This is a genomic window from Echinicola sediminis, assembly GCF_054777495.1.
In genome coordinates, this window is sequence record NZ_BAAHAP010000014.1 from 23,458 (window position 1) to 43,463 (window position 20,006).

Annotated in this window: 12 protein-coding genes and 1 tRNA gene; 8 read left to right on the top strand and 5 right to left on the bottom strand. The window is 44.9% G+C overall.

Annotated features, from left to right (window positions below):
* Positions 1–67: 67 nt before the first annotated feature.
* Complete coding sequence (locus tag ACYVAA_RS05480) at positions 68–997, bottom strand: mechanosensitive ion channel family protein (RefSeq protein WP_460539284.1); 930 nt, start codon at positions 995–997, stop codon at positions 68–70.
* Between the two features lie 254 nt (positions 998–1,251).
* Between ACYVAA_RS05480 and ACYVAA_RS05485 the strand changes: the two genes are divergently transcribed.
* The 6 genes from ACYVAA_RS05485 (at position 1,252) to ACYVAA_RS05510 (ending at position 10,248) form a co-directional block, all read left to right on the top strand.
* On the top strand, positions 1,252–1,713 hold the full coding sequence (locus tag ACYVAA_RS05485) for a GNAT family N-acetyltransferase (RefSeq protein ID WP_460539286.1): 462 nt from the start codon (positions 1,252–1,254) through the stop codon (positions 1,711–1,713).
* Entirely contained in the window at positions 1,713–2,165 is a 453-nt protein-coding gene (locus tag ACYVAA_RS05490) for a GNAT family N-acetyltransferase (protein ID WP_460539288.1), read from the top strand. Before ACYVAA_RS05485 ends, ACYVAA_RS05490 begins: the two co-directional genes overlap by 1 nt.
* Positions 2,166–2,278: 113 nt before the next feature.
* Positions 2,279–2,362, top strand: a tRNA-Leu gene (locus ACYVAA_RS05495).
* A gap of 869 nt (positions 2,363–3,231) precedes the next feature.
* A complete protein-coding gene (locus ACYVAA_RS05500; RefSeq protein ID WP_460539291.1) occupies positions 3,232–5,631 on the top strand; it encodes a glycoside hydrolase family 3 N-terminal domain-containing protein in 2,400 nt (799 codons plus the stop codon).
* A 62-nt stretch (positions 5,632–5,693) separates the two neighbouring features.
* Entirely contained in the window at positions 5,694–7,988 is a 2,295-nt protein-coding gene (locus ACYVAA_RS05505; protein ID WP_460539293.1) for a family 20 glycosylhydrolase, read from the top strand.
* Positions 7,989–8,028: 40 nt separating this feature from the next.
* On the top strand, positions 8,029–10,248 hold the full coding sequence (locus ACYVAA_RS05510) for a GH92 family glycosyl hydrolase (RefSeq protein WP_460539296.1): 2,220 nt from the start codon (positions 8,029–8,031) through the stop codon (positions 10,246–10,248).
* Between the two features lie 67 nt (positions 10,249–10,315).
* Here the strand turns inward: ACYVAA_RS05510 and ACYVAA_RS05515 are convergent, their stop codons facing one another.
* From ACYVAA_RS05515 to ACYVAA_RS05530, 4 genes are all read right to left on the bottom strand, one after another.
* Positions 10,316–10,918: a ribonuclease HII gene (locus tag ACYVAA_RS05515; RefSeq protein WP_460539298.1), complete on the bottom strand. Its 603-nt coding sequence runs from the start codon at positions 10,916–10,918 to the stop codon at positions 10,316–10,318.
* Complete coding sequence (locus ACYVAA_RS05520; RefSeq protein WP_460539300.1) at positions 10,890–13,562, bottom strand: glucosidase family protein; 2,673 nt, start codon at positions 13,560–13,562, stop codon at positions 10,890–10,892. The genes ACYVAA_RS05515 and ACYVAA_RS05520 overlap by 29 nt, the downstream gene beginning before the upstream one ends.
* Positions 13,563–13,761: 199 nt before the next feature.
* Positions 13,762–14,889: a glycosyltransferase family protein gene (locus tag ACYVAA_RS05525; protein ID WP_460539302.1), complete on the bottom strand. Its 1,128-nt coding sequence runs from the start codon at positions 14,887–14,889 to the stop codon at positions 13,762–13,764.
* 3 nt (positions 14,890–14,892) lie between these two features.
* A complete protein-coding gene (locus tag ACYVAA_RS05530; RefSeq protein WP_460539304.1) occupies positions 14,893–15,753 on the bottom strand; it encodes a UDP-2,3-diacylglucosamine diphosphatase in 861 nt (286 codons plus the stop codon).
* A gap of 522 nt (positions 15,754–16,275) precedes the next feature.
* Here ACYVAA_RS05530 and ACYVAA_RS05535 point away from each other — a divergent pair.
* Both ACYVAA_RS05535 and ACYVAA_RS05540 read left to right on the top strand, forming a co-directional pair.
* Positions 16,276–18,060, top strand: a complete 1,785-nt coding sequence (locus ACYVAA_RS05535) for a GNAT family N-acetyltransferase (RefSeq protein WP_460539306.1) — start codon at positions 16,276–16,278, stop codon at positions 18,058–18,060.
* Between the two features lie 43 nt (positions 18,061–18,103).
* A complete protein-coding gene (locus tag ACYVAA_RS05540) occupies positions 18,104–19,798 on the top strand; it encodes a GNAT family N-acetyltransferase (RefSeq protein ID WP_460539309.1) in 1,695 nt (564 codons plus the stop codon).
* The last annotated feature ends 208 nt before the right edge of the window (positions 19,799–20,006 follow it).

Here is a 20,006-nt window from a genome sequence, read left to right on the forward strand (position 1 = left end):
TCTTGTGTATAAAAAGTAAGCCTTAGCCCCCAAGAAATGATAAGGGGCTAAAGTTGAATTCTGTGGCTTATTCTTTTTCTTTGGAATTGGATTTGATTTCCAATGGCATCATTTCGGACAGTTTTTCCCCTCCTTTGATTCCGAAATCCAAGGTACGGATAGGGAATGGTATATCGATGCCGTTTTTGTCGTAAGCATCTTTGATGGCTATGATACCTTGGCTGGTAGCTTCAAGAAAATCCGCCTGGGAGGTGGAGTCCTTCACCCAGTACCTTACCTGGTAATTGATAGAGCTGTCACCAAACTCTTTGAAATAAAGGCTGATGCCTTTTTCTTTGTCAATGGTAGCCAGGGACTCAATGGCCTGAAGGGTGACTTCCTTGACTTTTTTGAGGTCATCCCCATAAGACACGCCACAAGCCAAGTCAACCCTTCTTTCGCCGGAAGCCGTGTAGTTTTTGATGGGGTTCTCGAAAATCATTTTATTGGGAACGATATACAATTGTCCCTGCGGGGATTTGATTTCAGTGGCCCGAAGGCTGACGCGCTGAACAGTGCCAAAAATTCCGTTGGTCTCGACCAAGTGCCCGGTACGGATGGGTTTCCGTACCGCCATGATCACTCCGGACATGAAATTGGAGGCGATGTCCTGAAAAGCAAAACCAAGGGCCAGACCGATAATACCGGCACCGGCAAGCAAAGAAGTGACGGCTTTGTCCAGTTTGAGGACACTGAGGGCAATAAAAACACCTGCAGAAATGACCAGGATATAGACTACCGTGCTGAAAAGGGTGTTGAGGCTTTTACTGTCCGATATTTTTGAAAGGAAACGGTGGAAGATATTCCTGACCAATTTGGCCAATAATACAAAAGCAAGGGTGATTAAAATCGCCACCAAGAAATTCGGTAACATTTCAATGGCCAATTTTATCCAACTGGCTAGTTTTTCAATGATGATAGTGAAGAAATTCTCGAGTATATTGGTGATTGCTTCCATGAGACAAGGGGTAGGTGTTGCTTTTAAGCTACAAATATTTTTGGTAAAAAGCACGGGGTCAGGGGGAGAATGTACATGAAGAGCGTGCTTAACCGCCTCTCATTGGAGATTTGTCAAAAGGGAGGGATAGTGAAAAGGTGAAGGGGAAGGGCCACTCCGATTATTTTATATCGGTCAGATGCAACTTGTAGGCGCTATAGGATGTTGAAAATTTATAGGTCATTTTTGAAAAAATATTTTTAGTTTAGAATTATATGGGGAACATAAACATCCTTACCTACAGGCCGGAATTACAGCCGCATTTTGCATCCATTAATAAAGCATGGATCAGTGCGCACTTTACCCTGGAACCAATAGATATTGAGGTTTTGGAAAATCCGGAACAATCTATTTTGGATAAGGGAGGGGCGATTCTTTTTGCCGAACTGGAGGGAGAAATAGTAGGGACGGTAGCGCTGATCTTTCAAGAAGAAGGGATTTATGAGATGGCTAAGATGGGCGTATTGCCTGCTGCCCAAGGGAAGAAAGTAGGCTGGACCCTGGCACGGGCCATTTTGGCAAAGGCCAAAGAACTGGGAGGGGAAAAAGTAGTGCTTTACAGCAGCAGAAAGCTGGTGCCTGCTATCGGGATGTACCGAAAACTCGGCTTTCAGGAAGTGTTCCCTGAACCGGGGCAATATTCAAGATGTGATATTAAAATGGAAATCAGTCTTTAATGAAAGAAGGAAAGCAGGAAATAATCATCCGGGAAGGGAGTATTCCAGAAATACTTTCCCTCAGTCTGGCCATTCCGGAGTTTCAACAGTCTTATGGTGGGGAAGTGTATGCGGAAAGATTAAAAGGCAAGCCACATCTGGTTTTGGTGGCGGTGTATGGAGGAAAGCTGGTGGGGTTCAAAGTTGGCTATGCCTGGGACAGCACTGCTTTTTATTCCTGGATGGGAGGTGTTTTGCCGGCATTCCGAAGAAACGGGGTGGCAGGAATTTTGGCGGACGTTCAGGCCGATTGGGCCAAGAAGTCAGGATTTACCAAGCTGTTTTTTAAGACCCGGAATAAACATGCGAAGATGATTAATTTTGGTTTGAAAAAAGGCTTTATGATCACAGAGGTGATCAAGAAAGACACCAAAGAAGAGTATAGGATCATCATGGAGAAGGAACTGTTATAATAAATGCCCTTGATAATCAGGGGGAGATAGTATTTGGGCGGGCAATTGCAAATAAATGTTCAGGGTTCATTTGGAGCAAAAGGGATATCTTTCTACTTTTGCAGACCTATCAAGCGCATGTGGTGAAACTGGTAGACACGCCATCTTGAGGGGGTGGTGCTCTTATGGGCGTGGAGGTTCGAATCCTCTCATGCGCACAAAAAGGCCTTTCGGTTTTCCGGAAGGCCTTTTGTGTTTTTGGGTCTAAAGAGTATCAAGTAGCTAGATAATAGTATCAAGAAACAAGATTAAAGAGCAAAGAATAAAGATTGTTTTTCGAAGGGATAGGGTTGGGAGTGATTGGACTCGTTCACGTCATCGCGAGCCCGAGGGAAGGAGGGCGTGGCGATCCCCGCATCAGGAGAGAAATTGCTTTGTGATTTTTTTATTACACTACAGAGGACGCTGAGAAGGCACAGAGGTCTTTGTAAGACATTAGATATAAGACACAAGATGATAGACTGGATTACCTTTGGGTCGGATTCAGTTTATTGGGGGGGAGCGGTACCTTTTATAGGTTGAAGGGATCAATGTGTACATTTACTACCTTTGAGCAATCCATAAACCATCTGAGTTTATCCCCTTTATCAGTGGTTCATCACTTTTACCCTAAGCATGTCAAATAGGAGGGAGAACAATGAAACAAGAGAAAAGAGCAAAGACCGATCCAAGGGCCTTGTTTTGGGATAGGGAATGCTTAACTTTTGGCTATATAGGAGAATTATAAATTTCTGCTATCTTTTTAGTTCCGCATTGCAAATGTGGAACAGCCGATGTGCCCTAGCTTGGTGCGAACGAATAGTTGGTGGCATAATCGTTTTAGCTATTTATTAAAGGTGTTATCGAGATGTTGTTTTCTGAAATTCTTCGAATAGGTGGTTTTGTTTTCTTTCGTTTTGTCTTCGGTTTTATAAAAACGGATAGTTTTGGGAATATTTTTAATATTAAGATTTTACTTAATTAAAAAAATAGCTAAATAGGGCATTGAATAAGCAGTGACAACGTTTTAAACCTATAATTTGTGGCTATGATTACCCCGATCCGATCCTTTCGAATAACGTACCTATTTCTTGCGCTAGTGTTGTTTCTCAGTGTAGGGCATCGTGTCTTTGCACAGAAGAATAAACTGCCCTATAGACGGGCCGATATGCCTGTGGAAGAAAGGGTGGAGGATTTGTTGGGAAGGATGACATTGGAAGAAAAGGTAGGCCAGCTGTCCACCTTGTTGGGCTGGGAGATGTACGAAAAAACAGGAAAAGGCGTGAAAGTCAGTGCTGCTTTTGAAGAGGCCGTGCAAAGCCGCCATATAGGAATGCTTTGGGCTACTTTACGGGCCGATCCTTGGACACAGAAAACATTGGTGACCGGGCTTTCTCCAAGACAGGCCGCTGAGGCCACCAACGCCATGCAAAAGTATGTGATGGAAAATACCCGTCTAGGCATTCCCATGATGTTGGCAGAAGAGTGTCCACATGGCCATATGGCCATAGGGACGACCGTTTTTCCGACATCTGTAGGGCAGGCCAGTACCTGGGATCCGGAATTGATCCAAAAGATGGCCTCTGCCATAGCACTAGAGGCAAGGTTGCAAGGGGGGCATATTGGTTATGGTCCGGTTTTGGATTTGGCCAGAGAGCCAAGGTGGTCGCGTGTGGAAGAGACTTACGGAGAAGATCCCTATGTCAACAGTCAGATGGGTATTGCCATGGTGAAAGGTTTTCAAGGTGAGGGCATAGGAAGCGGCAAAAATGTGATCTCCACGCTTAAGCATTTTACGGCCTATGGTGTCCCTGAAGGAGGGCATAATGGCACCAGTGTGAGTGTGGGGGCAAGGGAACTGCAACAAAGTTATTTGCCTCCTTTCAAAGCAGCCGTGGAGGCGGGGGCTTTGTCGGTGATGACCGCCTATAATTCGATCGATGGGGTTCCTTGTACCTCCAATGGACACTTGTTAAACGATGTCTTGAGAGATGACTGGGGTTTTGAGGGCTTTGTGGTTTCCGATCTGGGAAGCATCAGCGGTTTGAAGGGGAGTCATCATGTAGCAGTAACCAACCAGGATGCGGCCCGCTTGGCCATCAATGCGGGGGTGGATAGTGACCTGGGAGGATACGGTTTTGATAAATATTTGTTGGCCGCGATGAAAGCCGGAGAAGTTGATGAAGCGGTGTTGGATCAGGCGGTGGCCAGGGTGCTTAAGGTGAAGTTTGAAATGGGGCTTTTTGAAAACCCTTACGTTGATCCTAAAGCAGCCGAAAAAACAGTCCGTTCTGAAAGCCATGTGGCATTGGCCAGGGAGGTAGCCAGAAAGTCCGTCGTTCTATTAAAGAATGAAGAAGCTGTTTTGCCTCTCAGCAAATCCCTGAAAAGAGTTGCGGTAATTGGCCCCAATGCGGACAATACCTATAACCAGTTGGGGGATTATACAGCTCCCCAACCGGACAGCAATGTGATAACGGTACTGGAGGGAATCCAGAATAAGGTGGGCAAGACCGTGCAGGTGGATTATGTCAAAGGCTGTGCGATTCGGGACACTACCCAAAGTCAGGTCAAGGAAGCGGCAGCTTTAGCTGCTCAGGCCGATGTGGCCGTGGTGGTTCTGGGGGGATCCAGTGCCAGGGACTTTGATACCGAATATGAAGAAACCGCAGCTGCCAAGGTGAGTGATGCCAAAGAAGGGGAGCTGATCAGTGATATGGAGAGCGGAGAGGGATTTGACCGGATGACATTGGAACTGCTGGGAGATCAGCTGAAATTATTAAAGGAGATTGAAAAAACGGGGACCCCGGTGGTGCTGGTTTTGATCAAAGGAAGGCCTTTGAACCTGAATTGGGCGGATGAGCATATTCCAGCCATTTTGGATGCCTGGTATCCCGGACAGGAGGGAGGCAATGCCATTGCCGATGTATTGTTCGGCGATTATAACCCTGCCGGTAGATTGACCATTTCGGTGCCAAAATCTGTAGGCCAGCTACCGGTTTTCTACAATTACAAAAATCCCAAAAGACACGATTACGTAGAGGGAAGTGCCGAGCCGCTTTATGCTTTTGGGCATGGTTTGAGTTATTCGGATTTCAGCTATGAAGGATTGGAAATCAGCAGTAAAGGAACGCAGGAAAGCCCAGAGGTGGAGGTGTCCATGACGGTAAAAAATAACAGCGAGCGAGATGGTGAGGAAGTGGTACAGCTGTATCTGAAGGACCTGGTAAGTTCCACTGTTTCTCCGGTTTTACAGTTGAAGCGTTTTGAGCGCGTAGCCATTCCTGCCGGAGAAAGCAAAACAGTGCGCTTTACCTTGGGTGCTGAAGATTTGCAGGTATTGGACGCGAAGATGGACTGGGTGGTGGAGCCCGGTGATTTTAAGGTGATGGTGGGGGCTTCCTCCAGGGATATTCGACTGGAGGGGAGTTTCACTGTTTCCAAGTAGTTGATTAAGCTTATTTAAGTTTGTACATATAGCCCTAGCCGGGGCATAATCAATAGTTGTTCATGTTAAAAAAAACAATGCTCATTGTGTCATCAGCTTTGCTGCTGGTGGCCTGTGAAACTGCGCAAAAACAGGAGGTTTCGGGGGATTTACCCATTATTCCCTACCCTCAGCAGATAACCCGTTTGGAAGGGTATTTTCACTTGACTTCCGAAACCAAGGTTTCGGCAGAAGGAGGTGACTTGGACGTGTCTGATGAGCTCGCTTATCTGGAGGAATTGTTGGGGGAACCCAATTTATCATCACCTGATAAGGATGGAGGTGAGATTCAGTTAAAGTACGATTCATCGGTTAAGGAGACGGAAGGCTATGTGCTGGAGGTAGGCACTGAAAAAGTAATGATAAAGGCCGGTAGTAAGGCAGGATTCTTTAGAGGAGTCCAGACCTTTGGGCAGTTGATTCCGGTAAATTTGGAAGGAGAGAAACTGGGGTCCGTACAGATTCCGACGGTAACGATTCAGGACGCTCCTAAATATGAATGGCGGGGAATGCACATTGATGTATCCAGACATTTCTTTACCGCGGATTACCTGAAAAAGTTTATCGATCGTATGGCCCGGTACCATTTCAATAAGTTGCATTTGCATCTTACCGATGACCAAGGCTGGAGGATAGAAATCAAGCAATTTCCCAAGCTCACGGAGATTGGAGCCTGGAGGACTTTTAATAACCACGATTCCGTATGCATGGAGCGGGCCAAGACCAATCCTGATTTTGTGATCGACCCTTGGAATATCAAAGAAGAGGGAGGAGAAACGGTTTATGGCGGTTTTTATACCCAAGAGGAAATGAAGGACATCATTGACTACGCAGCCAAGCAGCACATAGAGGTGGTCCCCGAAATTGATATGCCGGGGCATATGAATGCTGCGATCCGGGCTTATCCTTATTTGACCGGAGATCAAAAGACGGCATGGGGAAAGGTGTTTTCCAGTCCTTTGAACCCGTGTCAGGAGCCTACGTATGAATTTGCAGAAAAGGTATTGGACGAGATCATGGCTTTGTTTCCCAGTCAATACGTCCATATCGGAGCAGACGAGGTGGAGCGGGAGTTTTGGGAGACCGAAATGTGCGAGGATTGGATGAAGGAAAATGGAATCGATAATGTAGATGAATTGCAAAGTTTTTTCGTGAATCATATGGAGGCCTATGTGAAGTCCAAAGGCAAGCAGTTGATTGTATGGGATGATGCTTTGGCAGGGGGAATCAGCCCTACAGCCCATGTGATGTATTGGAGGAGTTGGGTAAAAGATGCCCCTCTAAAAGCAGTGGAAAACGGCAATGACGTGATTATGTCACCAGTAGGAGGGGGCTTGTATTTTGATTATGCTCCTGACAAAACCTCGCTGAGAAATGTGTATACGACGATGATCGTTCCGGAGGATTTTACAGAAGAACAGGCGGAAAAGGTAATAGGTGGTCAAGCCAATATCTGGACAGAATATATCCCATCAGAAGCTCGGGCGGATTATATGTACATGCCTCGAATGACGGCATTGGCGGAACGTCTGTGGTCTGATCCAAAGGATTTTGAAGGCTATATGGAAAGGCTGGCAGCGCATATGGCATGGATGCAGAAGGAAGAAATCAATTATCGCCTTCCTGACCTCGAAGGGATCACGGATATGAGCATGTTTGTGGGAACGGGAACATTATCCCTGAGTGCTCCGGTGGATTTTCTGGAAATCCGATATACTACGGATGGATCCGATCCTGAACTGGATGATCCTATTTTGGATAAGCCTTTAAAGGTGGAGGAAGATACTGATTTTAAGATTGCCGCTTTCGGGCCATCGGGAAACCGTGGGGATATCTATACCATGCCTTTTCGAAAGACCACTTACCTCTCTCCGGTAGAGTTGGGCGAGGAGAAATTGACTACAGGGCTTTCAATGGCCTTTCATAAGGGGACTTTCAAGCAGACTGCCTTGATGGAAGAACACCATCCGGATGAGGTACGCTTGGTCAATGAATTGGAGATTCCAAAGGATCTCGGCAAGGGTTCATTTGGGGTGGTATTTACCGGTTATATCCGTGTCCCCGAAAAGAAAATATATGATTTTATCCTTACCAGTGATGATGGGAGTAAGCTGTACATTGGGGACAGAGAAGTAGTCGATAATGACGGATTTCATCCTTCGAGGGAAGTGAGCGGACAGGTCGCTTTGGAAGCGGGTTTACACCCATTCAAATTGGCCTTTATAGAAGGTGGTGGTGGCTACTCCCTGACATTGGAGTATATTGACGGGGATGGGGAGAGGAAACCGGTGCCCTCTGATTGGTTGGTGAGAAAATAATTTAGAAAAAGAAGTACCCATTAAAATGATAAAAACAAGCATGAAACGAATGGTATTGCCCGTTTTGGGGATGTTGGCATTTGCCTGTAATCAGGAGACTGATGAGCAACAGGATACCACAACAAAGGAAGTAAATCTTGTACAATACGTCAACCCCTATATCGGTTCGGGAGGCCATGGCCATGTCTTTGTGGGGGCTAATGTGCCCTTTGGAGGGGTGCAGCTTGGACCGACCAACCTGACAGAGGGCTGGGATTGGTGCTCCGGCTATCATTACTCCGATTCCACCATTATCGGTTTTGCACATACCCATCTGAGTGGAACGGGCATTGGTGACTTGGGGGATGTTTTGGTGATGCCACTGGTGGGAGAGACCATGGTGACGAAAGGAAAGCCCGAGCAGCCAGAAACCGGTTATTTTTCCTATTTTTCACACCAGGAGGAAAAGGTGGAGCCAGGTTATTATGCCGTCAAACTGGACAGGTATGATATTTATGCGGAACTGACAGCCACAGAAAGGGCGGGTTTCCACCAATATACTTTTCCTGAAAGTGAAGAAGCCAAGATCCTATTTAACCTGAAGCAGGGGATTGGCTGGGACGTGTCGACGGAAACGCATATCCGATTGGAAAACGATACTACTTTGTCAGGCTATAGGTTTTCCAAAGGCTGGGCGGAAGACCAGAAAATATATTTTAAGGCTATTGTTTCCAAGCCTATCCAGTCCTTGGAGCTTTATGACTTAAATGAAAAGAAAGAGGGAGACGAAATTACCGGAAAAAGGGTAAAAGCTTTGATGGGCTTCGGTACAACAGAGGGGGAGAAAGTACTACTTAAAGTGGGGATTTCCCCGGTGAGTGAGGAGAATGCCCTGGAAAATCTTCAGGCAGAAATTCCCCATTGGGATTTTGATCAAGTGGTGGCTGATGCCAAGGCAAAATGGAACCACGAACTCAACAAGATCCAAGTGGAAATGAAGGATCAGGATGAAATGATCAAATTCTATTCTGCCCTTTACCATACCATGATCGCCCCATCAATTTTCAATGATGTGAATGGTGATTACCGTGGCACTGATGGGGAAGTCAGGAATGACAAGTCCTTTACCAACCTGACCACTTTCTCGCTGTGGGATATCTATCGCGGTTGCAGTCCGCTATACACCATTTACCAGCAGGACAGGATGGAAGATATGGTCAAGTCCATGTTGAAGATTTATGAGCAACAAGGAAAACTTCCTGTCTGGCACCTGATGGGCAATGAAACCAATACCATGCCGGGCTACAGTGCAGTTCCTATCATCGTAGATGCCTACCTGAAGGGGATTCCAATGGATGCTGAGCTGGCCTTTGAGGCGGTAAAAACCACGGCGATGAGGGATGAGTTTGGCCTTGATAAGGTAAAGGAATTAGGGTATATCCCTGCAGACCATGAGGTGGAAAATGTTTCCAAGGGCTTGGAATATGCACTTTCCGATTGGAGCATTGCCCAGATGGCCAAGGCCATGGGCAAGCAGGAAGATTATGCGTATTTTGCAAAAAGGGGGCAAAACTACAAGAACTACTTTGACCCTGAGGTTGGTTTTATGCGGGGAAGAATTTCCGATACGGAGTGGAGAACGCCTTTTAGCCCCTTTACCTCTGTTCATATGAAAGGGGATTTTACGGAAGGAAATGCTTGGCAGTATACCTTCCTGGTACCTCAGGACGTGGAAGGGTTGATCGAATTGCTGGGAGGAAAAGAAGCGTTTATTGCCAAACTGGATGATTTGTTTGTGGCAGAAGGTGATATGGGAGAGGAAGCTTCCAATGACATTACCGGTTTGATCGGTCAGTATGCCCAGGGCAATGAACCAAGCCATCATGTGACTTATATGTACGGGTACGTGGACCAACAATACAAAACCGCTGACAAGGTCAGGTATATTTTGAATGAGCTATATGCCAATGATCCGGATGGTTTGAGTGGCAATGAGGATGTGGGGCAAATGTCGGCCTGGCTGGTCTTGTCTTCCCTGGGTTTTTATCCGGTGAATCCTGCAGGTGGAAAGTACGTTTGGGGCAGCCCTACGGTCGATAAAGCGGTCATTAGAATGGATAATGGCAAGACTTTAAAACTGACCGTGAAAAACAATTCCTCGGAAAATATCTATATCCAAAGTGTGACATTCAATGGCGAGCCTTATAGTAGCCAGTTCTTGATGCATGAAGATATCCTAAAAGGAGGAGAGCTGGTTGTGGAGATGGGAGCCGAAAAGTAACAAAAGAATGCTATTGTAGTAGAAAAATCCCGGTAAATTGACTTACCGGGATTTTGTGTACTTATCGTTAAAATGCTATTTCCATCTGATCAGGAAGAAGTTTGAAGGATTTTCGGTGAAGAGGGGTAGTGCCCAATTCAGCGATGCCTGTTCGGTGTTGTTTGGTTGGATAGCCCGCATTTTTTTCCCAGCCATAGCCCGGGTATTCTTTGGCGTGTGCTTCCATTAACTTATCCCGGTATACTTTGGCCAGAATAGAAGCGGCCGCAATACTGGCGTATTTCCCATCGCCTTTTACAATACAGCTAAAAGGGATCTCCAACTCGCTTTTAAACCTATTGCCATCGATCAAAAGATGTTCCGGCTTTTTTTGTAAGGCACTGATGGACCTGCTCATGGCCAAAAAGGAGGCATTTAAGATGTTGATTTCGTCAATTTCCTCAACGGAAGCCTCTGCAATGGCCCAAGCGAGTGCATTTTCCTTGATCTCTTGGACCAAGGATTCCCGGTTTCCTTTTGAAAGCTTTTTCGAATCGTTGATGAGTTCGTTGGCATAATCATGCGGAAGTATTACCGCAGCAGCCACCACGGGGCCACATAGGCAGCCCCTTCCTACTTCATCACAGCCCGCTTCAAGGCGGTTAGCTTCTAAATAGGGTAACAACTTCATCCTGTACCACTTCTTCTCTTGGATAATATTTATGGATCATTTCAGCCACTAGCCCCGTCCATCCGGTTTGGTGGGACGCTCCGAGGCCTTTGCCGTTGTCTCCGTGGAAATACTCGAAAAACAAAATGTAGTCCCTGAAGTGGGGGTCATTTTGCATCTTTTCATTATCACCGAAGACCGGTCGTTTTCCTTCCTTGTTTCTTGTGAAGATTTCAATGTTCCTTAGGGAAAGTTCTTTGGCGATAATGTCCAAAGAAGCAAATTTTCCGGATCCCGTAGGGTATTCAATCGGGAAATCACCACCGTAGTAATCGTTGAACTTTTTCAGTGACTCCATGATCAGCCAGTTGATCGGAAACCATATTGGCCCTCTCCAGTTGGAATTGCCCCCAAACATCCGGGTATTGGATTCTCCAGGGGTATATTTAACGGTATGCTTCTCTCCATTGAGCTTCATCGAATAAGGATGATCTTTATGGTATTTGGATACCGATCGAATACCGTAATCCGATAGGAATTCATTGGGATCAAGAAGTTTGTTGAGCAAGCTCTTCATACGGTAGCCCCTCAGCAAAGAAAACAAGTGCCTTTTGTCTTTACCGGGTTCTATCCAGTTGGACACCAAGGAGGCCAACTTGGGCTTTTCTTTCAGGAAAAAGTCCAGCCGCTTCTTGAATTCCGTGAGGTTCTCGTACATTTCCTCCCTGATAGGCTCTACGGCAAATAAAGGGATAATTCCTACGATGGACCTTACCTTCATCCGTTGAGGGTCCATATCATCGATGTGGAGCACATCGTAGAAGAAATCATCTTCATCATCCCAAAGGCTGATGTTTTGGCCGGAAATATTGTTCATGGCCCCGGCAATGTATAGGAAGTGTTCCAGGAACTTGGTGGCGGTATATTGGTATACCTTGTTGAATTCGCACAGGTCCAAGGAGATCCTAAGCATATTCAGGCAAAACATCGCCATCCATGATGTAGCATCCGCCTGTTCGAGTTTTGCACCAAACCTATCCACATGGCTTCTGTCAAAGAGACTGACATTATCCAGCCCGAGGAAGCCTCCTTCAAAGATGTTTTGGCCATCGCTGTCTTTCTGGTTGACCCACCAGGTAAAGTTGAGCATCAATTTGTGCAAACACCTTTCCAGGAACTCATGGTCTCCCTTACCGTCATTCATGCTTTTGTCTATTTGATAGACTTTTTGAATCGCATAGGCATGTATCGGAGGGTTTACATCATTGAAATTCCATTCATAGGCAGGCATCTGTCCATTGGGGTGCATGTACCATTCACTCAAGAGCAACAGGAGCTGCTCCTTTGCAAAAACTGGGTCGAGCCTGGCCAGCGGGATGCAGTGGAAAGCCAGGTCCCATGCAGCATACCAAGGGTATTCCCATTTGTCTGGCATGGAAATAATATCATAATTTTGAAGGTGCCGCCAGTTGTGGTTCCTTCCTTTTTTCCTTTCTATTGGTGGGACATATCTTCCGGGGTCTCCTTCCAGCCACCGCTCCACATTGTAATAATAAAACTGCTTTCCCCACATCATTCCCGCATAGGCCTGACGCTGGATGCTTTTCAGCTCCTCGTCATGGATATGTGCCTGCATCCCCTCGTAGAATTCATTGGCATCATGAAGCCTGTTCTGGATGATTTCATCGCATTCCTCCATGTTAATAGGGGAGGCTTTCCGTCTCATCCTAAAGGAGACTTGGATGGATTTACCTGCAGGGACAGTAAGTTGGTAGAGTGCCGCCGCCTTGGTGCCGAAATTTTCCGGATTCAGGTGTTTGGTATCTCCGTGGATCACATAATCGTTGATGGCATCTTTTAAGAATTTCTTCTGATTGCCAATATTGTAAAGCTTTTCCCGGTTGGTCTCATTGTCACAAAACAGCAGTTCGGGCGTGCCTTCAAAGTGAAAATGGTAATTCCCTGATTTTGGGGAAAAAGCCAAAATCCTGTTCTCTGATTTTTTTGAAAGTTTGGGAATGAAAGGCTCATGTCCTGTAAACCAGGTTTTTCTGAACCAGACAGTTGGCATCACCCAAATCGTGGCGTCCTCTTTCCCTCGGTTATGTATGGTAGCTCTGGAGACGATGTCTTCAAAGTCATTTTTTGCATATTCTACAAAAATGTCAAAATAAGCATCATCATCGAATATCCCGGTGTCAATGAGTTCATACTCGGGATCGCTTTTGCTCCTTTTGGCATTTTCTTCCTCAAGATCCTTGTAAGGGAATTCGTTCTGAGGATACTTGTAGAGCATTTTCATATAGCTGTGTGAAGGAGTGCTGTCAAGGTAGTAGTACAACTCCTTGACATCTTCACCGTGATTCCCTTGGTTGCCGGTCAAACCAAAAAGCCTTTCCTTGATCATTGGGTCTTTTCCGTTCCAAAAGGCCCAGGACAAACATAGCTTTTGTTTGTGATCGCTGAATCCTGCTATTCCCTCTTCTCCCCATCTATAGGCTTTACTTTTGGCATCTTCGTGGGTGACATTTTCCCAGGCAGATCCATCGGCACTGTAGTCTTCCCGTACGGTGCCCCATTGTCTCTCTGTTAAGTAGGGTCCCCATTTCTTCCAATGTTTGACCCTTTCATGATCTTCTTTAAGTCTTAATCTCTCTATATTCATGGAATTAAATTCAGGTCCAAGACTCCAATTTACGAGTTTTTACAAAAAACAATACCCCTGAAACGATTAAGCTTTTTAAACTGATTCAGATTATTTTACCGAAAACGATTTCCCTGCAAGAAAACGCGTTTTTTTAAAAGAAGTTTTTTTAAATTTTTTTCTCGACCAAGTATCAAATTGTGAAAAAGAGATGGGATTATCAAGCGTAAAATTCAGTTTCGAAGCCTAACTCATAAACGGTTTCTTCTTGGGATTCATGGATGATTTTAGAAATTTTGGCCGAAAACTGGGCCTGCCATTTGGGGAAAGTGAGCTCTTTTTGAGGGGTGGTTTTTAACCATGAATCGAATCCTTCAATATCAAAACAAGTCCCTGAAATACCGGCCTCAGCGTTTACGGCATCCAAGGCGTTGCAGGCCTGCTCATACTGTCCTTTCACCGGAACCATCATCACCTGCTTGCCCAAGTACATTGCTTCACAGACCGACTCGAAACCGGCTGTGCACAGTAAGCCTCTACAGCCGGCCATTTTTTCCAAGAACAGGCGGTCGTTGATCTGGTGAAAAGTGATGTTAGGAAGCGGGGTATAGGTGTCAGGAGCATCCTTTTTGTCCCAAAAGGCTTCGATTTTGATGTTAGGCTGCTTTTTGCATAGGGAGATTATTTCATCCGCATATCCGGGGTTGACGATATAGGTAAGGATAAAATCTTCACTACTTTGGTGTAGGTGTTTTATCTCTGGCCGTAATAGGGGAGGAACTACGGCCAGTCTTTTGTTCGTATGTTCGGGCAGTGGCCGAAAGGACAAGGCCAGTAATTGGTCTGCTCCAAGTGCGGTCAGCCAGGTATTCAGTTTAAATAGAACCTGCTGTAAGGGCTGATTGGGGGCAAAGGGGAACTCAGGGTGGTAAATAAGGTATTGATGCCCGATCGCCCAGAACTTAGCTTGTGGACGGTAAAAAAAGTGGTAAAGGCCAGCAAGGTTGTCGTAAAAGTTGATGATGATATCGGGTTGATGCTTTTTGACCACTTGGTCAATGGTTTTGAGGCTTTGGTAGAATTGACCGCATTTTAAGGAATTGGAGAAGATAGTTTTAAAAATATTAATGGACTTTTCCTTTTTGTCGGTGACAAAATTAGGGCTTTCAAATTGGCTGATATGAGTGGTCAGGTTTCTTTTTACAAAATCCGGAAGGGATCTTCTTTGGCTTTTTCCGATCAGCACATGGGGGACTTCATGTCCCAATTCCTTTAAGGTCCGATAAAGTGAAATGGCCTGGGTCATGTGCCCACGTCCTTCTCCCTGTACAATAAAGATAAATTTCATAGCTTAGAAGCGAAATGGAGGAAGTTCTAGATCATCATCGGGTTTGTTGAATGAAACCGCGGCAAAAGGTGAGTTGGCAGCCGGGAGCGGAATGACCTTGTTCTCCTCCAGCTCAGGTTTTCCAAAGTCAATTTCGTTATAATAGATCAACTGCCAGTTGCCATCATAATCTTCCGCCAAAGCACTCATTGTTTCTACCCAATCCCCTGAATTGTGGTACTCTATGCCGTCGATGATCCTTGATTCGGCTTTGTGAATATGCCCGCATATGATGCCGTCACAGCCCTTTGCCCGGGCTATTTTGGTGAGTTCCTCTTCGTATTTGTCGATGTAGGTTACCGCAGATTTGACCTTGCCCTTTATGTACTGGGAAAGGGAAAAATAGGGCAGTCCTTTTTTTCTTCGGTAATGGTTCACCGCGCTGTTTAGCCACAGCAGAAAAGTGTAGCCAATATCCCCCAAATAGGCTATCCATCTAAGGTTTGTGGTGATGCTGTCAAAAATATCTCCATGAAGCACAAAGTATTTTTTACCATTGGATTCATAAATCAGGTCTTTTTGAATGGAAAGGTTCCCGATTTCCAATGGAAGGATCTGGTCCAAAAAATCGTCATGGTTTCCGCGCAGATAATAGACTTTGGTATTGTAATGGTCTATCATCTTCAGGATTCTGTTAAAAAAACGGGTATGTTTCCTCCTCCAGACCCCAGACTTTTTCAGCTGCCACCCATCGATGATGTCCCCGTTTAAAATCAGGTTTTCACACCTGTATTTCTTAAGAAACCTCACGACTTCCTTTGCCTTGGAGCCTTTGGTGCCTAAGTGGATATCTGAAATGACGATTGTTTTGAATTGTGTCTTCAAAGCTTTTCCTGTTTTTAAGCAATTTAGACATGGTAAATTAACTGATGATGAACGGCTTATTATGAAAATAAGATGTTATGGGCGGGATAAACAGGGTGTATGACCTGAAGGTTATGATATTATTACCGGCATGTTTTTAAAATGCATATAAATATATTTAAAAAACAAAAAAATGTATTTTTACTTTTTTGTTTACCTAACTTTTTCGATATTACATTTCTAAAATTTCAGTATGGTCTGGTAAGGGCCTCGGGCAAGTGTTGTGGATTTTTGAAGTTTTGAAAACAGGCTTGAGGTGAGTGAACCAGCATTTTTGAAGGGTTTTTTAAAGAGATTTTGGGCTTTATGAGTATCCTTCTTACCGTTTTCGTGGATGATTTCCGGCATTTTGGGCGTCGGATACGGGAAAAATAGGTGAACCATATAAGTGATGAAAAGACTAGAACTCAAAAAAAACAAGAGGGAAAGGAGAACTGTCTGTCAAAAGGAAAGTGATGATCTGTTCAAGCGATCTAACCATTAATGGATATAAAAGAAATTAGTCAAAATTTTGATGAACCCAATATGAGAACCGTTGATTTTGAGCCAGAAATAGGTCCCATAGAGAACAACAAAAAAGTGCCTGCCGAAGAAGTCCAGGTTTTATTGGGGGATGAGGTGTTTTCCCTTTTGGAAAATCCTGAATTCATGGCTGCATGGGAAGATCTCTATGCGGGATGCAATTGGGCGACAGTGTTTCAAAGCTGTTTTTATGTAAAGTCTTGGTATGCTGTGTTTAAAGAGGAGAATCTGCCGGTGATGGTAATGGAAATGGACCTTGAAGGCAGGCTTTCAGGTTTGCTTTCCATGGCCGTTTCCAAAGAGGAGATGGAGAAAGGAGGAAAGGTCAAGCTCTTTGGAGCAGGAGGCTATGAAGCGGAGTATCAGGTATGGCTTGCCCGCGGGGGAAGGCAAGACGTATTTATCAAAAAGGCGTTTGAGCGTTTGATGGACACCTTTCCTAAGTGCAGCATTGTTTTTCGGTATGTGACCAGCAGGGAATTGCTTAATTGGGTGGATCAGGAAAAAAAATGGAAAAAAAGATGTGTGATACAGCCTTTTATGCGTCCCTTAATGCACAGCCGCTCTCCAAAAATTTCCGAGATACTCACGCCAAAAGGGCAGTATAAAAGCAAGCTTGGCAAGCTTAAAAGAAACAAGGGCTTCAGTTTTGTCCGTATCCACGGCAAGGAGCAGTTTGAAGAAGTGCTGGGGGAGATAGAAAAGCAATTTGACTTTAGGCAAGCAGCCATGTTCAATAAAAACCAATTTAGAGACAATCCCGCCAAGTCCAATTTTTATAGGGAGCTGTTTGAAAAAGAGCTGTTGCATGTTACGGTGCTTAAGATCCGAAATGAGATTTTGGCCTCCATGGTCGCTTTGGCAGGTAAAAAATGGGTGCATTTACAGGGGATCAATACTTATTCACCTGTCCATTCTAAATTTTCTCCCGGAATGCTCCATTTTTATCTGTTGGGGGAATTGTTGGTAAATGAGCAGGTGGAAACTTTTGATTTGACTCCCGGCTGGGACTCTTATAAGGAAATGTGGACCACTGACAGCGATACGGTATATAGTTTAACGGTAACCGAAAATCGATCCTTCTTTTTCAAACGTTTTGTCAGAAAATTATACCACCGCCTATTACTGAAGATGGGGTACCGGCCCATGTCGGTCGATCTGTTTTGGATTAGAAGAAAATACCTGTTCAAACACAAGGGTTTTTGGGCAGCTTTAAAAGGAGGAAGCTCCACGTTCAAAGAGCGGGAAAAGGGGAGGGAAAAAGGCCTGCAGTATTTTAGCACGAATGATGTAGGGCCTGGTAGGCTAAAAGGGCTAAGTATTAAGAAGAATTCGTTGGAAGACCTGTTGAATTTTGAGCCTGTTCAGTTTCATATGACCCGTTGGGAATTTATGGAGATGGCCATGAACAATCTCGGCAGGAATCAGAATGTTTATACCGTTTGCAGCGGTACGGACCTGTTGGCTTTTGCCTGGGAAGCAAGAGTCCCCCAGGGAGAGAAGAAAACTAAGGAGCAGGAACTGCTTCCCCAAGGGGCGATTGTGATAGGGGATTTTTATTGCCATCCCAGTTATTATGAAAGTTTTGAGCACTTTATTTCGGCCACTCTTTTATTGGTCAGAAAAGAAAATAAAAACCGGGAACTTTTTTATAAAGTCAATAGAACTGAGCGGAAGCTGAAAAACGCTATTGAAAACATTGGAGGAGTTCTTTTTGAAGGTGGAGAAAAGGCTGGAAACCGCTAAAGTGTCGAGGATAAAATAAGTTTTACATACTGAAAGCATACCTATGGAACAGATCAAATCGGCAGAGGATATTTTAGTCAGGGATGGACTTGGAGTGTTTACCGGAGAGGAAGTGATGGGGATTTTTAGAAACCCTGAATTTATCAATCAATGGGAAGGCGTATATCAAGCTTGCGAGTGGTCCACCTTATTTCAGCGACCGGTTTTTGTGATAGAATGGTATAAAGCATTTGCTACCGATCATCTTCCGATCCTTGTGTACCAACAGTCCAAGGGGCGTTTGGTAAGCATGCTTACCTTGGTCAAGGAGAGGGGAGGGCAAGGAACCATTACGGGAGCGGGTAAAAGTGATGCGCTTTATCAAACTTGGATTTCCACAGAGGAAGATAAGTCCTCCTTCATTACCCAAGCACTGGTAATGATGAGGTCGAAGTTTAAGAAAAATGATATTGTTTTAAGCTGTGTGCCAGATAAGGTACCAATGGAATGGGCCTATGATGAGGATTGGTTGCCTTATTGTGAAGTCAAACCAATCAACCGGCCTTTGATAGACCTCACCGAGGAAGTGGTGGGGAAGTTGACCAGAAAGAAGCAATTCAGAGAATGCACCAATAAATTGAAAAGGCTGGGGAATTTCACATTTGATAGAATTACCGACGCCGAAGAAATTGAATTTTTATTGGATGCCCTGGCTATTCAATACGACTTTAGACAAGGGGCAGTACATAACAGAACGCCCTTTAGAAATGCAAAAGGTAAAAAGGAGTTTTATCTAAGCATGCTGAAAAACAACGTATTTTTTCTGACAGTAATAAGGGTAGACGGGGAATTGGTTTCCGCTACCATGGGGGGATTTGGCAGCGGGGGATGGGTGTTTGGGACTGGCGCGAATTCCTTTTCCGTTCATTATGTCAAGTTTTCACCGGGGATTTTGAATTTCATCATGATGGCCCAATGTCTTATGGAGATGGGGTACTCGGTTTTAGACATGTCCATCGGAGGGCAGGCCTATAAGGACAGGCTTATTAATCGGTCTGATACCGTGTATAAGTTGACGGTTTCTCCTCAAAAGAAAACGGTGCTTAAGAAACAAATCAAAAGAAAAATAGAAACAGCCGTGAATGTGGCGATTTCTAAAATGTTCAAAAATCCCAAAGTAGCTAAATGGGAAATGAAGAAAAAGTGGGGGGAAAGAAAGGAGAAAATTCAGCTGATCAAGAGGCATGGAATGGGCACATGGATGAAAGAGAAGCTGTTGCAGCGAAATGAAACCAAAGAAAGTCTCTTCGCCCTTGCTGCCTCGTCAAAGGAGCATGGGGCAGTTCCAAGGTCGGGTAAGGTCCGGCAGAACGCTTTAAAAGACCTGCTGGAATTTCAGCCGGACAGTAGATTGGTGACCAAGCAAGAATTCCTTTTCGAGTGTATGAAAAGAGTGGAAGGGGGAAGTATTCCCTTGACATGGCTTGTTGAAGGGAAGCTGATGACTGCAGTATGGCTAGGCTCAGAACAGGATAAAGCCCAGTCCGAGTTTAAATCGTCCTTAGGAAAGGATTCCATTTATTTACATGGTTTATATGTGCACAAAGATGGCGCAAAATACCTACCGGCATTTTTATCTGCCGTCTATTCCATGATCAGTGGAAATGCCACTGCCCAAAAGGTGTACTTATCTGCTAAGGAAGATATTACCAAAGCATACGGTAACTTTAATGGCCTCTCCCTTGACAAAGTGAGCTGAGGGGGACACTGGAATGATAAAAAATAACGGTCTCATGGCCAATTCAAAAACCGCTCCCTGCAATAGTCTGGTCCGACACTAGGAGAACACCCTCTTTTCACAACTGCGAGGAGTCAAAAGTAGGGGACAGCGGATTTAGGCCCATTGAGAGATCGATTATTACCTTATCTTTTGGTCCTGCCGATCCTTCGTACTATGTCGGCAGGGC

What these genes read in the sequence shown, in the direction of transcription:
- ACYVAA_RS05480 (WP_460539284.1), bottom strand. Translation starts at nt 997, where the DNA reads ATGGAAGCAATCACCAATATACTCGAGAATTTCTTCACTATCATCATT.
- ACYVAA_RS05485 (WP_460539286.1), top strand. Translation starts at nt 1,252, where the DNA reads ATGGGGAACATAAACATCCTTACCTACAGGCCGGAATTACAGCCGCAT.
- ACYVAA_RS05490 (WP_460539288.1), top strand. Translation starts at nt 1,713, where the DNA reads ATGAAAGAAGGAAAGCAGGAAATAATCATCCGGGAAGGGAGTATTCCA.
- ACYVAA_RS05500 (WP_460539291.1), top strand. Translation starts at nt 3,232, where the DNA reads ATGATTACCCCGATCCGATCCTTTCGAATAACGTACCTATTTCTTGCG.
- ACYVAA_RS05505 (WP_460539293.1), top strand. Translation starts at nt 5,694, where the DNA reads ATGTTAAAAAAAACAATGCTCATTGTGTCATCAGCTTTGCTGCTGGTG.
- ACYVAA_RS05510 (WP_460539296.1), top strand. Translation starts at nt 8,029, where the DNA reads ATGAAACGAATGGTATTGCCCGTTTTGGGGATGTTGGCATTTGCCTGT.
- ACYVAA_RS05515 (WP_460539298.1), bottom strand. Translation starts at nt 10,918, where the DNA reads ATGAAGTTGTTACCCTATTTAGAAGCTAACCGCCTTGAAGCGGGCTGT.
- ACYVAA_RS05520 (WP_460539300.1), bottom strand. Translation starts at nt 13,562, where the DNA reads ATGAATATAGAGAGATTAAGACTTAAAGAAGATCATGAAAGGGTCAAA.
- ACYVAA_RS05525 (WP_460539302.1), bottom strand. Translation starts at nt 14,889, where the DNA reads ATGAAATTTATCTTTATTGTACAGGGAGAAGGACGTGGGCACATGACC.
- ACYVAA_RS05535 (WP_460539306.1), top strand. Translation starts at nt 16,276, where the DNA reads ATGGATATAAAAGAAATTAGTCAAAATTTTGATGAACCCAATATGAGA.
- ACYVAA_RS05540 (WP_460539309.1), top strand. Translation starts at nt 18,104, where the DNA reads ATGGAACAGATCAAATCGGCAGAGGATATTTTAGTCAGGGATGGACTT.